This is a genomic window from Chlorogloeopsis sp. ULAP01 (genome assembly GCF_030381805.1).
Classification (GTDB): Bacteria; Cyanobacteriota; Cyanobacteriia; order Cyanobacteriales; family Nostocaceae; genus Chlorogloeopsis.
The window spans coordinates 665,757-680,834 of sequence record NZ_JAUDRH010000001.1; the positions used below are offsets into that span (position 1 = coordinate 665,757).

General features: G+C 40.4%; 14 protein-coding genes. 7 read left to right on the plus strand and 7 right to left on the minus strand.

Annotated features, from left to right (window positions below):
• Nucleotides 1-135: 135 nt before the first annotated feature.
• The 3 genes from QUB80_RS02890 to QUB80_RS02900 all read right to left on the minus strand — a co-directional run bounded on the left by QUB80_RS02890 (nt 136) and on the right by QUB80_RS02900 (nt 4,830).
• The gene (locus QUB80_RS02890; RefSeq protein WP_289787980.1) at nt 136-978 is read right to left on the minus strand and encodes a hypothetical protein; all 843 of its coding nucleotides are present in this window, start codon (nt 976-978) and stop codon (nt 136-138) included.
• 23 nt (nt 979-1,001) lie between these two features.
• Complete coding sequence (locus QUB80_RS02895; RefSeq protein ID WP_289787981.1) at nt 1,002-1,886, minus strand: hypothetical protein; 885 nt, start codon at nt 1,884-1,886, stop codon at nt 1,002-1,004.
• A gap of 1,267 nt (nt 1,887-3,153) precedes the next feature.
• Nucleotides 3,154-4,830, minus strand: a complete 1,677-nt coding sequence (locus tag QUB80_RS02900) for an ArnT family glycosyltransferase (RefSeq protein WP_289787982.1) — start codon at nt 4,828-4,830, stop codon at nt 3,154-3,156.
• A 205-nt stretch (nt 4,831-5,035) separates the two neighbouring features.
• Here QUB80_RS02900 and QUB80_RS02905 point away from each other — a divergent pair, with 205 nt between their 5' ends.
• The 3 genes from QUB80_RS02905 to QUB80_RS02915 all read left to right on the plus strand — a co-directional run bounded on the left by QUB80_RS02905 (nt 5,036) and on the right by QUB80_RS02915 (nt 7,432).
• Nucleotides 5,036-5,680 (plus strand): class I SAM-dependent methyltransferase, encoded by a 645-nt coding sequence (locus QUB80_RS02905; RefSeq protein ID WP_289787983.1) that lies wholly within the window; start codon nt 5,036-5,038, stop codon nt 5,678-5,680.
• 257 nt (nt 5,681-5,937) lie between these two features.
• Entirely contained in the window at nt 5,938-6,450 is a 513-nt protein-coding gene (locus QUB80_RS02910) for a hypothetical protein (protein WP_289787984.1), read from the plus strand.
• Between the two features lie 94 nt (nt 6,451-6,544).
• The gene (locus QUB80_RS02915) at nt 6,545-7,432 is read left to right on the plus strand and encodes a hypothetical protein (protein WP_289787985.1); all 888 of its coding nucleotides are present in this window, start codon (nt 6,545-6,547) and stop codon (nt 7,430-7,432) included.
• 175 nt (nt 7,433-7,607) lie between these two features.
• On the opposite strand, the gene QUB80_RS02920 is transcribed toward QUB80_RS02915, so the two are convergent.
• The 4 genes from QUB80_RS02920 to QUB80_RS02935 form a co-directional block, all read right to left on the minus strand.
• On the minus strand, nt 7,608-8,333 hold the full coding sequence (locus QUB80_RS02920) for a hypothetical protein (RefSeq protein WP_289787986.1): 726 nt from the start codon (nt 8,331-8,333) through the stop codon (nt 7,608-7,610).
• 138 nt (nt 8,334-8,471) lie between these two features.
• Nucleotides 8,472-8,666: a 30S ribosomal protein S21 gene (gene rpsU / locus QUB80_RS02925; protein WP_289787987.1), complete on the minus strand. Its 195-nt coding sequence runs from the start codon at nt 8,664-8,666 to the stop codon at nt 8,472-8,474.
• Nucleotides 8,667-8,789: 123 nt separating this feature from the next.
• Complete coding sequence (gene rbp, locus QUB80_RS02930; RefSeq protein WP_289787988.1) at nt 8,790-9,101, minus strand: RNA-binding regulator; 312 nt, start codon at nt 9,099-9,101, stop codon at nt 8,790-8,792.
• A gap of 164 nt (nt 9,102-9,265) precedes the next feature.
• Complete coding sequence (locus QUB80_RS02935) at nt 9,266-10,885, minus strand: hypothetical protein (RefSeq protein ID WP_289787989.1); 1,620 nt, start codon at nt 10,883-10,885, stop codon at nt 9,266-9,268.
• 357 nt (nt 10,886-11,242) lie between these two features.
• Between QUB80_RS02935 and phnC the strand changes: the two genes are divergently transcribed.
• The 4 genes from phnC to QUB80_RS02955 all read left to right on the plus strand — a co-directional run bounded on the left by phnC (nt 11,243) and on the right by QUB80_RS02955 (nt 14,985).
• Nucleotides 11,243-12,013 (plus strand): phosphonate ABC transporter ATP-binding protein, encoded by a 771-nt coding sequence (gene phnC, locus QUB80_RS02940; protein WP_289787990.1) that lies wholly within the window; start codon nt 11,243-11,245, stop codon nt 12,011-12,013.
• A gap of 44 nt (nt 12,014-12,057) precedes the next feature.
• Nucleotides 12,058-12,996 (plus strand): phosphate/phosphite/phosphonate ABC transporter substrate-binding protein, encoded by a 939-nt coding sequence (gene phnD / locus QUB80_RS02945; RefSeq protein ID WP_289787991.1) that lies wholly within the window; start codon nt 12,058-12,060, stop codon nt 12,994-12,996.
• A gap of 168 nt (nt 12,997-13,164) precedes the next feature.
• On the plus strand, nt 13,165-13,974 hold the full coding sequence (phnE, locus tag QUB80_RS02950; protein ID WP_289787992.1) for a phosphonate ABC transporter, permease protein PhnE: 810 nt from the start codon (nt 13,165-13,167) through the stop codon (nt 13,972-13,974).
• A 9-nt stretch (nt 13,975-13,983) separates the two neighbouring features.
• On the plus strand, nt 13,984-14,985 hold the full coding sequence (locus tag QUB80_RS02955; protein WP_289787993.1) for a phosphonate dehydrogenase: 1,002 nt from the start codon (nt 13,984-13,986) through the stop codon (nt 14,983-14,985).
• Nucleotides 14,986-15,078: the final 93 nt, after the last annotated feature.

A 15,078-nucleotide genomic window follows, 5' to 3' on the forward strand; every position in this document is an offset into this window, starting at 1 on the left:
GTGAACAATAGAGATATGAAGAAGCCAAAAACCTTCTTGCTTCCGAATGACTTGCGTTTTTAGCGAACCGTCCAATTACTGAATGAGTATCTAACTTCTTTAAGATTCAGCTAGTGATTTAATCCAAAGTTATCTCTAATTACTATTGTCATTGCTATCTTCCTGGCTTTGGGCAAGTAAATCTGCTAAAGCTAACTCGCAAAGATCGGCAGCAATACTACGCGGCAAGTTGGTGTTCTTATAGGTCATTTTTGCAACGCTACGGTAGATAGCAGAGGATTTATTCTCTATTTCATAGGCATCTTTAAGTTTATCGATTAAATCAGCCTTATCAGTTGCATCCCAAGTAAAATCAGAGGTGTTCGCCCAGTTTTTTATATACCCCATCATCAACATCTGCGTTTGCAAGGAAGGATTATAGCCATCTGCATAACTGGCAATATTCTCCCAAAGCTGATCGTCGGATAAGCTCTTCCACTTCTCGATAATCGCTTTAGCATCATCCACATCCTGTTGAGTGAATTGATCAGTCGGCTTTGGCTCCTTATTTTGTGTGTACTGAATCAAGAATGCAATGACTCCACCTGCAACCAATAAGCCTAATACTGCTATTACAATTCTTTTTCTCGATTTTTCTCGATTTGCTCTTTTTTCATCTCCGATTTTGTCTTTTTGCTCACGTGCATTCTTTTCAGATTTACTCAGCCTCTCGTCACTTCCGTTGATGCGTTCACCTTCAGGGTTCCTATACTTCGTCTCGAAGTTATCAAGTGCCAGACGAGTTTCAATGGTAATGTCGAGTATTTTATTTAACTCTACAAGCCGTTTATTGAAAGTCTCAAGCTGCGTTTTGATGTCGCTGTAGAGTTTATCGATCGCTTCTCTACCGATATCCTCGTTTTCTTGATCGTACTGCTCTTCAGACTTATCCTCAAATTCTTCGTTTATATCTTTTGGCGGTTCTTTTGGTGGTTCCATAGTTTTCTTCCTAAGTTAATCAGTTAGGTATTCGAGTCATCTTTGTAACCTTCGTATTGAGTTTTGGTACTCTTCCATTCGTTGATAGTTGCCTGAGCCTTATCAGGGCGTCCGTGATAATATTTCAAATTCAACTGAGCCTGCAAAAGCTCTAAAGCTGCCTCGCGACCTATTTTGGCAGACTCTTCGTCGTTATAGTTGTATACAGTTCCGTTAGGGCCCTTGCCTTTGTCTGTAAAAGAATAATTGCCGTTATTTTGTTGCACGTCAGTAACTTGTCCGATTCGTTTTGAGATTTCTCCCTGGATCTTGGTATTAGTGTTGTTTGCTTGGTCAACATATTCTCCCAAAGTATCGATTAAAACTTGTAGAGCTGGTGTGTTTTTTACCTGGCGAGAACTACTCTTGATGATCAGGTCAACTTTCAACAAAACAATGTGTAACGAAGCCCCAAGCAAAAATGCTGTAAATCCAACCACATCATACTCTGGGTCTTCAAGAAGCGTAATAAAGAAAAGAAAGTTTGAGTTTGGCCCCAACGCTAGGTTTAAATTCGCTTCAAAATCTTTAAGCTCGGCGCTATCATCCAAGTCTTCATTCCAAGCATTTTCATAATATTCTCTGAACCAGGCATAGGTTTGTTTGAAGCTAGCCAGAGATTCGCGAATCTTTTCTGCAGTTAGTTCACTGGTGAGTACCTTGTCTAATTGTTCGGCAATTGGTATTGTCTTTTGTTCAGATGAGAGCAAACTATGGAAAATCGTTTGCAGTATGGCTGCTCCACCAGCGACAATTAATCCTTCAGGCCCTAGTGCGAAACCTGCAAACTGCGCCATCGTTAACGCAGAGTCAATAATTGTGGTGTCGCTCCCAGAAGCAGTTGATGTTAAATTCGTTTCCATTTGCATATATGTCTTTAATTAAAGATTTCTTGATCTGGAATTAGAAAGAATTCACAAATAAGAAGCCAGAATTCTGCTTGGAAATTCTGTGCCACTAGCTCCAAGTTAAGCGCCTACAAGTCTGAAAACCAGTGCTGCATATTCAAAGGGACTGGGTAGTGGATACACTTCTTGACAGCGGTAAATATTGCAGGAGGATCGTACTCCCACACCTATGCGTAACAACCTTTTCCCAACCCCTAGTTGTCTAGTCTTCAGTAAGCCTTATGTCCATTCATCCCCTCTCTCGAAGAGCGAAGAAGGGGATTTCTAGACACAACCGGGAAAAATCCGAAGGGTAGGGCTTCAGGAGAGAGTATCTGTAGAGATGATGAATAAGCAAGTTTAAGTTCTCTCTCAAATTAAAAGATTTAAGAGTCTACAATTAATACCAATTTCCTCTAAAGGTGAAACATATCTTTTTGTACAGACGTGACATGACACGCGTACATGATTTCTATGTATCGTGATGAACGGTAAATGGTATAAGTGGGGACTTGCATCCCCATTTGATTGTATTCTGAACTTCTGAATTTTTCTTTAAAAAAGATCTATCGAGATCTTTATTATTCTGTGGCTTATTCCAAAAGTAAGGCTACAGATTCAATACAAGTGTTTGACTGACCTAAAAATTCAAGATTTAGGCGTCGTTAAACAAAGGCAAAAGCTCTTATGTTCAACTAAATTGGATGTTAACTATATATCAAGTTTGTATCCAGTTAGTCAAGCTTACATTATGTCTTGTGCTTCTCCGAAAAAATCATTAAATAGATGAATATAACTACAAAAATAATACACTAAAAATGATAATTACTTGTGTAGGCTCAAGCTATTTATATAACTATAATCATAAGTATTATTAGCGAGAGTCAAAACCAGGCGATCGCAACTTGAAAAAATGCCCAAATGATAAAAACAATCTGCAACATGAGAAAAAAGATAAAAAGGATTATGGGAAAGCAAAAAAATAAAAATGATTATTATTTATACTCAATATTCAGTATAAATATTTAACTTTCTGTTTAAAAACAAGTTACAAAAATTTATTTTCATTGCTTTCATGCTTTTCTCTACAATTATCATTGTTATTTATGATACCTTAACTCTAATAATATGTTTTTTAACGCTTAGTGATAAAATTGACGTTCAATTTTGTAGATACAAGTGATAAAATTGTCACATTAAGTTACATAGAACAGAGTTAAGCAAATTCAACCTCATTCTATTTACTGTCCTACGGCAGCACTTGAACCAATTGGTATTGTTGTATCTTTCCAAGCACCTGATGAGGTGTGGTTGACTCAGACGCTTGTTTGGCAGAGATCCAAGCATAGCTAGAAGTTGGCAGTTCGGAAATTTTGTCTACTCGTTTTCCGATGTAGGGAGTGTAGAAATTGAGCAATACTCCAGTTTTGCCTCCAACTTGAACAAAGTGGATGGGATGATGTTGTAAAACTTGAGCGATCGCCCCTTGTACCAAAAAAGTTCTGACATCGGGATTGTAATCACTCAAAAAGCCGTAACTACCAGCCATAGCTAAAGTCAGCCATGCCGGAATCAACCACCCACCCAGCCAATAACTAGAAGTGAGAGACTGCTTGCCAAAGCGGTAACGACAAATCCACACAACAGGCAAAATCAACCAACTACCACCTAAAGCCAAAGCCAGGATTGCATACTTGCGGATCTCGCCACTACCTAAAGCCAAAGCGATCGCACCCGCTAATAATAATAAAACAGCTAATACACCAAAAATATAGCTGAGAACACGAGGATAAGAGGACACGGAGACACGCAAGCGCAAAGACGCAAAGAAAGTTGCTGATAAATTCTCCGCGTCTTTCATTTCAAATGATTTGAATTTTGTATCATACACCCAACCCAGCCAATCTAACCCTACGGCTGCAAGCAAGGCAATGAACGGATAAAGCAAAAGACTGTAATGAGATAGACGAGTAGAAAAAAGACTAAGTTCAACAAATAAAACTAGAGGAAAGCCAATTAGTATGGAATTGTAGCGGGGTAGGGGACGACGATAAGCTAAAAATAAGCCTAAAAGACTGAAAAAAAACCAAGGAAACGCTTTAATCGGGACATTCCATACATAGAAGAAAATTCCGTGATCTCGGCGATCGTTAGAACCGAGTCTAAACACAAAGTTGAGTAATTCTGCACTACTATCATTGCCAAAGCGTAAAAAACTCAACCACAGCCAAACAAAAGTGGGAATTAAACCGACTGTCAACCCTAAATACAACATGGGGTTTGTCAGATGGCGATGACGGCGATGTTCCCCAATTAGGTAAGGGAACAAAGCGATCACCGGCAAAAAAATCATAAAGCTTCTAACTAAAAAGCCCAAACCAAAACAAGCGCCCGCAATGAAGCGATAAAAATTGCCATATTTTGAATCTAATTCCGCTTTTAGTAAAGACCAAATTCCTAAAAGGACTAAAAAAATCATCGGCACATCTGGTGTGCCTAAACGACAATATTGCAACCAGAGAAATTCTACGCTCAAAATTGCAGCAGCAAGCCAGCCAACTTTTTTACCAAGTAGAATTTTCCCAATTTCGTATAGAAGTAGCACGCTCAGAACACCAAAAACCATGCTTGGCAGACGCACGCTAGTTTCACTAATACCAAAAAAAATGTAAGAAGTGGCTATTAACCAATAGAAACCAGGGGTTTTATGATGGGGTTCTGACCAAGGATTGATCCAGTCACCAGACTCAAACATTTGGCGCGATCGCCAAGCATATAATCCTTCATCATGCGCCATCAAGCTACTATGTCCAGAACTCAATAGTAATAATGGCAGTAGCCAAATTAGCAGACTAATGTAAGGGAAACCCGCCCAGAGGTGTAAACGCTGCCAAATTGAGGGAGAAATTAGTATTTTCAATAACATTCCGTCAATAAAAAAAGGGTACAGGTTAAAGGTTACAGTTTTTCTCTGTCCCTTATTCTCCCAACCCTGTTCCCTGTTTACTATGTAAATCACCTAATTTTTCAGACTTTTTTTAATATATGTATGGTGAGATCCAACTTTTTTCACCAAAAAATCTCTAACAAGCTAACAGATATAGGCAAAATCTTGCTTAAATTCGATTTTTATGCTGCTAAGACCAGATCAACGTAATAAGATAGACGCAGGCGACGACAAGCTGTTTTATTCTTTTCCACGCTTTGTTACTCATGTGGATGAAGGGTTCATTCAACAGCTAACAGATTTGTATCGCCAACGCCTGCAACCAAACACTCACATTCTTGATATGATGAGCAGTTGGGTATCCCATTTGCCAGAAGAAATGGAGTTTGCCCATGTAGAAGCACACGGACTCAATGCTGAAGAACTAGCACGCAATCCTCGCTTAAATCATTATTTTGTACAAGATCTCAATGCAAATCCGAAGTTACCACTCCAGGATCAAGATTTTGATGCGGTTCTCAATTGTGTCTCTGTGCAATATTTGCAATATCCTGAGGCAGTATTTTCCGAGATCCACCGCGTTCTGAAACCAGGTGGTGTGGCAATTATTAGCTTTTCTAACCGAATGTTTTTTCAAAAGGCAATTCAAGCGTGGCGGGACGGTTCAGAAGCAACTAGAGTTGAATTAGTCAAAAGCTATTTCCAGTCACATCCTGGATTTACTACCCCAGAAGTGATTGTTCATACCAGTCAGCTTCCTAATTTTCTCCAGTGGTTTAGTGGTGGTGGAGATCCATTCTATGCCGTGATTGCTAATCGCAGTTACTGAGGTAAAGATTTTGCAGCGTAATCAATAGCTTCTAACTCTGACTTTTGTTCTAAATTAGTAGCTAACCAAAGAAAATTAGTAACCTCCACGCAACTGTTATTAAAAAGTGAATTTTCTGGTATTGACCAATCAAAACGCTGATAATTGCCTTGAAGAGAATCTGAAGGATATAAAAAAGTGTGAAATAATTTTTACTGATTGCCTTCAGTATAGCTGACTTCATTATTTATTCAGTTCAGCATTAACAGGAGCCAAGCATGAATTTTCTTCGTGTTCGTAAAATTTTTGCAGTTGTTTTATTATCAGTATTACTACTGACTACAGCTTGCACCGCCAAAGAACCGGGGCGCTTTGATCAAGTGCAGCAAGAAAGTAGTCGACAAAAAGCAGGACAAGCCGTTGCTAAAAATGCTACTCAAGGTGGCGAATTTAACAAATTTTTTCCACCTGCGGGAAATGGTTATGAACGTGTATTCACTCAAGAGAAGAAAGGTTTTGCTGAAGCCAAATTGAAAAAAGATGGTAAAGATATGGCGATGCTGGCTATTTCTGATACCACAAGCACACCAACAACAGCAGCTAGCTATGCAAACAGCACTAAAAAAATTGCAGGTTATCCAGCGCGGGAAATTGGCAATACACAAACAGCAGTACTGGTAAACAATCGCTACCAAGTAAAAGTGCTTTCCCGCTCGCCATCATTTACAGCCAGCGATCGCGAAGCTTGGCTCCAAAAATTTAATCTCAACGGGCTGGCACGACTGAAATAAAAGATTGTTCTCAGTCATTTGTTATTTGTCATTAGCGAAGAACACATGACCAATGACCAATGACAAATGACTAAATATAAATAAGGAGATTTTTGTGAGTAAACCAATATTTGAGTTGGTTGACGAGTTGCCAACCAGTAACTTAACTGTTTCAATGCTTAACTCGTTGGATTTTGTCGCTCCTGGTGAGTGGCAAAACGTAGTTGGTTTTGTCAACACAATTAAAACCGTAACTGGCGAAACCGACGATAGTCTAATTCAGGCGATCGGTGAACGGGCAATATATCTCTACAACGATCGCTCTCAAGGATATCAACGGGCAATGTGGTTGTATCAAACCGTTGATAGTACAGATAAAGCTCTTGGCGCAGCAGCCTTAGCTAATAAGGTAGGAGAAAAAATTCCCTTATTGGGCTTTCTTAACGCTGTTACTCCTAAACCAGACAAAGCCCAAACCATTGACTTATGCTTGAAATTAGTGGCAGAGTTAGTGGCATTTTGTAGCATCAACGGCATTCCCGGAGACAGCATTGGAGACTTTGTTGCTTCTTTGGGTGAGTATAGCGGCGAGTCATTAATCCGCATGGTAGCGCTAGTTTGTGTTGATGGTTTGATACCTCTTGGCCCTGACTTTATCAGCAAAGGTATATCTTTGATTAACCAGACAAGCCCACAAGAGCTAGAACAAAACTCCACTTTTAAGAGCATTCAGGATGCAATTCCAGGAAACAATCCTGCTGGCAAATTGAATTTTATCGGCGAGAGCTTTGACTCAGTTAAAGGTTGGATGAGCGGTTTAGTTGCCTCACGCAATTTAACGCCCCAAAAGGTAGTTCACCATTTACAAAACTTTGTCGAAGTTACCGATGACAAGTTAGATTACCTAGCAGCATTCTTAGATGTGGCAACAAATTACTACGAACATACAGGCACACAAACCCTGGCACGTCGATTAATTGAACGAGCCGTAGCTGAGATTTAGCTTATTCATAAAGGCACGGCTACCCTCCGTGCTTTTATGAATGAGTTGACAAATCTAGTTATGTAAATGTGTAATCGTAGCGAATTAAATTTGACAAAGCTCTGCGTACCCCCGCGTTTCCTTGGGGTGCCTCTGCGTTTAATAAAACTATACAATCAAGACTCTGAACTTAGAATTACGGTAATCGCAAATTTGCAGCGATCGCACGCAGATAAGGTTCAAAGATTGCCAAATTTTCCAATCGCTCAAACTTACCTGTTTTTAAACTTGGATTAAAAGCAGTTCTAATCACATAAAGATTCTTACCATCAAAGGCAACATAACCAAGATGGTGTTCCTGTACTCCACCTTGTACCTTCACCCCAGTAAAACCATAACTCAGTCCTTGGAGTTTACCAACCTGAGCTTGTTGCGGGGGATGAGTTGAAAAAGCAATGCGATTGCCGTAACTACCTTGACGTTCTTTTGATAGAAATGTGTAATAGTCATTAACCCAAGCATTCAACGCTGTTGATACCTGAGTTTTGTACTGAGGATTTTGGTAATCTATATTTTTGCCAGGTTCAATCCCTGCCTGACGCAGTAAATTTTGAAAGTTCTGCTGTTTTTCTAATGGATAAACTGCTATCTCCACTGTACCCAAACGTTTTCCATTGGCAGATACACACAACACAGACGTATTTCCATCACAAGCAGCGACTTGCCAACCTGTAGGAGAAGCCGTTTGATCCAAAATACTCTTCCAAAGATTACCCTGATTTGATTTTGATGCTAAAGAAGAAGCATGAGGTTGTTCTGGCATACCATTTGTTCTAGATAAGCGCGGACTAACAACCTTGATTCCTAACGGTAGCAACAATACTAAAACACCACCGAGTAAAACATGATAAAGTCGTAGCATTTTCCCGTCAACAGCACAGCAAGAGTTTAGTAATTAACAGTATCAGCAAAACTTTGTGAACACACTCCTTCATACATCCTGTATTGCTGTAATTCCGTAAAGGAAATCTTGTTGCTACCCAACTGTTCTTGTCGTGTTTTATCTGTAGCGAGAACCGCTTCTCGAACGTTGCTTGCGTCTGGCAACAGCTTTACGCTTTTCTTTTTGTAATGGAGTTTCAAAGTGACGATTTTTTTTCAGATCTTGGAAGATACCTGCTTGAGAAACTTGGCGCTTAAATCTTCGCAAAGCTGACTCAATACCTTCGTTTTCTCCCAGTACTACTTGCGTCATTACTTATTACTCCTTTACAGGTAAACAGTGGAATTTACATAAAAGCAAAAACTCCAGCACAGCCAAGCAATTTGATTTATTTGATCTGCTGGAGACTCTTGATGTTAATTTTTATTAAAATTTTTAATAGCGACGACTATTGCGGTTATTATTACCAAAGTTCCCGCCTGAATAACTTCTTTGATTTCTATCCTGGCGTGGTCTGGCTTTATTAACCTTCATATCACGTCCCATCCATTCAGAACCATCAAGTCCCTCAATGGCTGCCGTTTCTTGTGCTTCTGTATCCATTTCTACAAAAGCAAAACCGCGAGGACGTCCAGTTACCCGATCCATTGGTACCTGAACGCTTTTAACGTTACCATACTCGCCAAAAACCCCCTTGAGGTCTTCTTCTGTAACCTCATAGGATAAGTTACCAATATAAATCGACATAGCTCATCTCCGAAATCAACAAAATGTAGAGTTAGATTCGGAGAGACGCGTTATAATTGCTAAAACCAATTTCTCAACCGAAAATAAATCCTGTAATTAGGAGTATAGCAAAAAATCTAAACCAGTACATTCAGGAGCAGCAGTAGCTTCTAGCAAAGAGCGGACTATTCAGCGCTTGGATGAACGCTGCTTTTTACAGGAGGTTTACCTGAGTTGCGAACATTGATAATCTTGCCGAGCAGTTCAAACCAAAAAGGCGCACCCATTGCGATCGCCAACCCACTGACAACCCAACCCAAAAAACTTCTCAGTGGTGGAAACAACCAATTCTCGCTTTCTTGAGCTTGCTGCTTGAGGTTAGTTGCATCTCGTCCGATTGGTAATGGAATTGTTTGGTTTACCTCTTGTCGGAAACATTCCAATCTACCTGAATTAGTTGAGCCAAGGCAAGCTTGAGTGGTTAATTCTCCATTTTTAACCAGCATATCCCGTAGAGCAGAGTCTGTTCTCAGGCGACTGATAATATGAAAGGTGTCTGCATTCAAAATAATGGCAAGCAAAAAACCGATCGCAAAGGCAACTCCTTTGGCATTGCGTTTGTAAACACCTGATGCTCGCTCCATCGAGCTATCAAACCAAACTTGAATTTCAGTTTGGAATTGATGAATCTCTTCTGCTATGGCTTGTTCGTGAGCTTGAGTACGTTTGAGATTAACTTGGGCGCGTCTTGCCAAAGCCGCAAAGCTTTCTCGCACTGAATTAGGTAGGCGATCGCGGATATTAATAATGTCTTGTTCGATTGCCTGGTATGCCTTATAGATATCGTCGTTATTATCTAGGTTGCAAAACTCCTCTTTAAAAGACTTGTAAGCCTCGTTCACCCGCTCTAATTTGCTGTGTTTATTTTTAACTTCACCCACCAACAGATCTAGAATTTGGGCAAGACTTGGCTGTAACCGTCGCAGCAACTCATCTGTACTGTTGTAATGATCATTGTGATAGCTAGGATTACCCTGATAGAAAATAGCGTTTTTAAGAGATTTGAGTTGCGTAATAAACGTTGCCACTTGAGGATCACCTGTGTGCTCGCCATGAGTATAATGTTGAACTGAGATAGGTGCAAGGAGTTGAGATATGGCAATGAATGAATCTAGTTCATCCCGGAGTCGATTTACACTAGTCAGTAAAGTTGCTTTGCGATGACAAAAATCGGCACGAATACTATTAATTCTTTGCTTGAAACCCTCAGCCTCGTTTTTTAAGGTGTAGCGAGTTTCCTCGGTAATTTGCAGATTTCCATCACTGACATAACTCTCAATTTTGAGAATTATTTCCTCTTTGATCATTTTCTGGAGATTAAGAGCTGTCATCTTCTGAGCTAATTGAGGAAGATTGAGCCTCTCTAGTAGGGTAGTTGCAAATGTTTCGGAGGGCATATACGAAGGCTCATTGCCCTTGAGAGTAATTTGGTGGCTTTTTCTACCAAAGATGACAATAGATCGAGTTAACTGACGCAACCATGCCTCAACACCCTCTTTGGATTCTTGACTAATATTTTTGATTAAAGGATTATCGTAAAGCTGTTGAACAATTTCTTTAACTTGGCGATCATTTTTTGTTCCTTCGCCACCAGTCAACAGAATTTCAATTGACTTCTTCAGATGAGCCGCTCGCCATTGCAGTACAGTAGCTAACAACTCTTGAATTTCAGAAGCTAATAAGCTCAAGATTAGATAGATAAAAATTAAGGCGATCGCAACATCTAGAACAAAAGATATATTCATCTGTCAACCACTCCAGTATTGATCAGCTCTTTTTTTACGCAACCAAACTGGGTTTGACAATATCTTTTTATACTTTTAATCAAACTTAAAGTTCCAAAAGCAAATATTTTAGCTTGGCATAACTTGCATAACTTTATGTCTGTTTTTAATCTGAAAACAATCAAAACTTAACTCAGTCTTTAAGAGAGTGTGAGAAGTTATTGTTATCAAAACTGTTTTTTGATTATGTTTTTAAATCAAATTTTCTCTATCTCAAGTGCCTGATCACACTTTTTGACATCTAATACTAGGTTTGGCTGCTTAAAAAGGAACAGTCATAAAGCTTATTACCCCAACTATCGTAATTTTCTAAGAATTATGATTGAGCTTGACGGCTTGAGTGTGACTTACCCCGGCGGAATTCAAGCCCTGAAATCAATTTCTCTGGGCTTTGATCAAGGGCAGTTTACAGTAATATTAGGAGCTTCTGGCTCAGGCAAATCAACTTTACTGCGGTGTCTAAATGGACTAAAGCAGGTGAGTGCAGGGCGCATAACTGTTAAAAGTTTGGGAAATCTACAGGAACCCAGGGTATTGCATCAGCACCGAAAACGCACAGGCATGATTTTTCAGCAACACCAGTTAATTGGACGACAGACTGCAATAGAGAATGTACTGATTGGACGTTTAGCTTATCATTCAACACTGCGGAGCTTGTTGCCATTACCGAAAGCTGACAAATACATTGCCTTAGAATGTTTAGACAGAGTTGGGCTTTTGAGTAAAGCTTTGATACGAATAGATAACTTAAGTGGTGGGCAGCAGCAACGGGTAGGAATTGCTCGTGCTTTAGCGCAGCAGCCACAGTTGATTCTGGCAGATGAACCAGTCGCCAGTCTCGATCCCGCCAGTGCTCATAAAGTTCTTTCTTTCCTGCGTCAGATTTGTGAAGAAGATGGCATCTCCGTTATCGTCAGTCTGCACCAAGTTGATTTAGCTAGAGCCTATGCCGATCGCATTGTTGGGCTATGTCAAGGTTGTGTAGTTTTTGATGGCAGGGCGGTGGATATTGGGGAGAGCGAGCTTGACGGAATTTACGGCAACAGCGATGATACAACCCCCAATGAATTAGAAGAAGTTGCCAGTTGAAATTTCAAGCAATTCATATTGTCTCAACGATCAGGAGAATATCAATGGCGATCGCAATCAATAAACAAGTGCTTGCTTCTGTCGCATTAGCTGTATTTGCACTGGTTGGCTGTCAAGCCTCCAATAATAGAACTGCTACTAATGCTTCTTCTCTAAGTACTAGCCCTGCGACTATGGTTAATCCCGATGTCGCCGATCCCAAAACTTTAAAAGTCGCCCTTCTGCCTGATGAAACTCCTTCAACAATCATCAAAAATAATCAGGGGCTAGAAAAGTATCTAGAAGAAAAGTTAGGTAAAAATATTGAATTAGTAGTAACCACTGACTACTCTTCCATGATTGAAGCTGCGAGTAATGGTCGCCTAGATTTAGCATACTTCGGCCCCTTGTCCTATGTATTAGCTAAAACTAAAAGTAATATTGAACCATTTGCAGCCTTAAAAAAAGATGGTGAGACAACCTACCAATCAGTGATTATTGCCAATACAGGAAGCGGGATTGATTCGATTGAAAAAGTTGCAGGTAAAACAGTAGCGTTTGGCGATCAAGCTTCAACTTCCAGTCATTTAATTCCCAAATCAATGCTGGCTGAGAAAGGCTTGCAACCCAAACAAGACTATCAAGAAGCCTTTGTCGGTTCTCACGACGCAGTTGCAGTTGCAGTTCAAAATAATAATGCTCAAGTTGGTGGATTAAGCAAACCAATTTTTGAAACCCTAATTGAGCGCAAAGTGATTGATAATAATAAAGTCAAGGTGGTTGCAGAATCTAAACCATATCCTCAATACCCTTGGACAATGCGCTCTGACTTAAACCCAGAACTAAAGTCAAAAATTCGCTTGGCATTTCTCGATCTCAAAGATGAAAAAGTCTTGAAAGCTTTCAAAGCAGATGGATTTGGTGCTATTGATGATCAAGATTATGATGTAGTGCGCGATTTGGGCAAAACTTTAAATCTTGACTTTGCCAAATTGAATCAGTAAGCAACTTGTTAGGAGAATCGATTGTAGAGTACAAATCTAGATTCTCCAACTATCTCATCACTGACTCATCTGTCTTGAAAATGGGTGTAGGGATGTAGGAAGAGTCAAATTTTCATGACGAGCGTTGTGGAATTTTCCCGTGAATAGCTGATTTGAAAATTAAGTTTCATGACAATAAAAACTTATCAAAAATTTGAGACGCTGCTTAGAGAACAACGGCGACAGAGGTATCGCTATTTAGTACAAGGGGCTATTGTTGTTGCCATTGTTGCGATATCTTTTTTTCTGGTTGGCCTTTTGGATACGGAACGATTGGCAAAAGGTGTTCCAAGTGGTATTAACCTAATTCGCCAGATGCTTCCGCCTGACTTTAGTGAAGCCGCAAGCTGGATTAAACCTCTATTTGACACGCTGGCAATGAGTATTGCTGCAACAGCGATCGCTGTTGGTTTTTCTTTGCCACTATCATTGTTGGCTGCTGCCAATACTACACCCCATCCAGTGGTATTTCAATTTGCTCGTCTACTCTTTAATGGTTTAAGATCTGTACCAGAACTGATTATGGGTATTATTTTGGTTGCGGCGGTTGGGTTTGGGGCGCTGCCTGGTGCATTAGCAGTTGGGCTGCACTCGATTGGGATGGTGGGCAAGTTCTTTGCCGAATATATTGAACATGTCAATGAAGCTCCGATTGAAGCTGCACGCGCTGCTGGTGCGAACAATTTTCAAGTCATTTACCATAGTGTTCTGCCGCAGGTGTTGCCACAGATGGTAGATGTTACTCTTTACCGTTGGGAATACAACTTCCGTGCTTCTACTGTGATGGGAGCAGTTGGTGCTGGTGGAATTGGCTTTGAATTGATTGGAGCTTTACGCATTCTCAACTACAAGGAAGTCTCGGCGATATTGCTTGTCATCTTAGTAATGGTAACGCTGGTAGATGGATTCAGTGGATATTTGCGTCGGCGTTTGGTTTGAGGATTGCTTATGAAGCCCAAAGTTGTGATTACTCACTGGGTGCATCCAGAAGTGATTGAATACCTCAGCCGTTGCTGTGAGGTGATTGCCAATCCCAGCCGGGAGACTTTAGCCCGTGCGGAAATCCTGAACCTGGCAAAAGATGCGGATGCATTAATGGTATTCATGCCCGATCGCATTGATGAAGCATTTCTCCAAGTCTGCCCAAAACTGAAAGTTATTGCTGCTGCCCTCAAAGGCTACGATAATTTTGATGTTGATGCCTGTACGCGTCGAGGTATCTGGTTTACAATCGTACCTTCTCTGCTCTCTGCCCCTACGGCTGAACTCACAGTTGGGTTAATAATTGGGTTAGCACGTCGGATGCTAGAAGGCGATCGCCTAATTCGCACAAATCGCTTTACTGGTTGGCAACCTCAGTTATACGGTATGGGCTTGGCAAATCGCACACTGGGAATTGTGGGCATGGGTGCATTGGGAAAAGCACTTGCTCAACGCCTGTCAGGATTCGAGATGCAACTGCTCTACTGCGATCCTGTTGCTTTAACTCAGGCTCAAGAACTAGCCTGGGGTTTATCAAAGGTATCTTTTCAGACTCTACTAACTACCAGTGATTTTGTCGTATTGATGGTGCCTATACAACCAGAAACATTTCATCTCATTAATTCCAACACTTTAGCAAAAATGAAACCAGGCAGCTTTCTGATTAATCCCTGTCGCGGTTCTGTAGTCGATGAGCAGGCTGTAAGTGAAGCACTAGCTTCTGGACATTTGGCAGGTTATGCTGCTGATGTATTTGAAATGGAAGATTGGCATCGCAGCGATCGCCCCAGTAGTATTCCTCAGTATTTACTGGAAAACATAAATCAAAGTTTTCTGACACCACATCTCGGATCTGCTGTTGACGATTTGCGCCGCAACATAGCGCTAGAAGCAGCCGAAAATATTCTACAAGTTTTACAGGGCAAATCTCCCCAAGGTGCAATCAACTACCCCGTTCAGTCTAATTAGTTTTAAATACTTCAACAAAATTAACTATACCGAATTGGCACGCGGGAGTTTTGTTTCAAGATTCTTGACTAGCCTATTAATCAATGGTTTTAA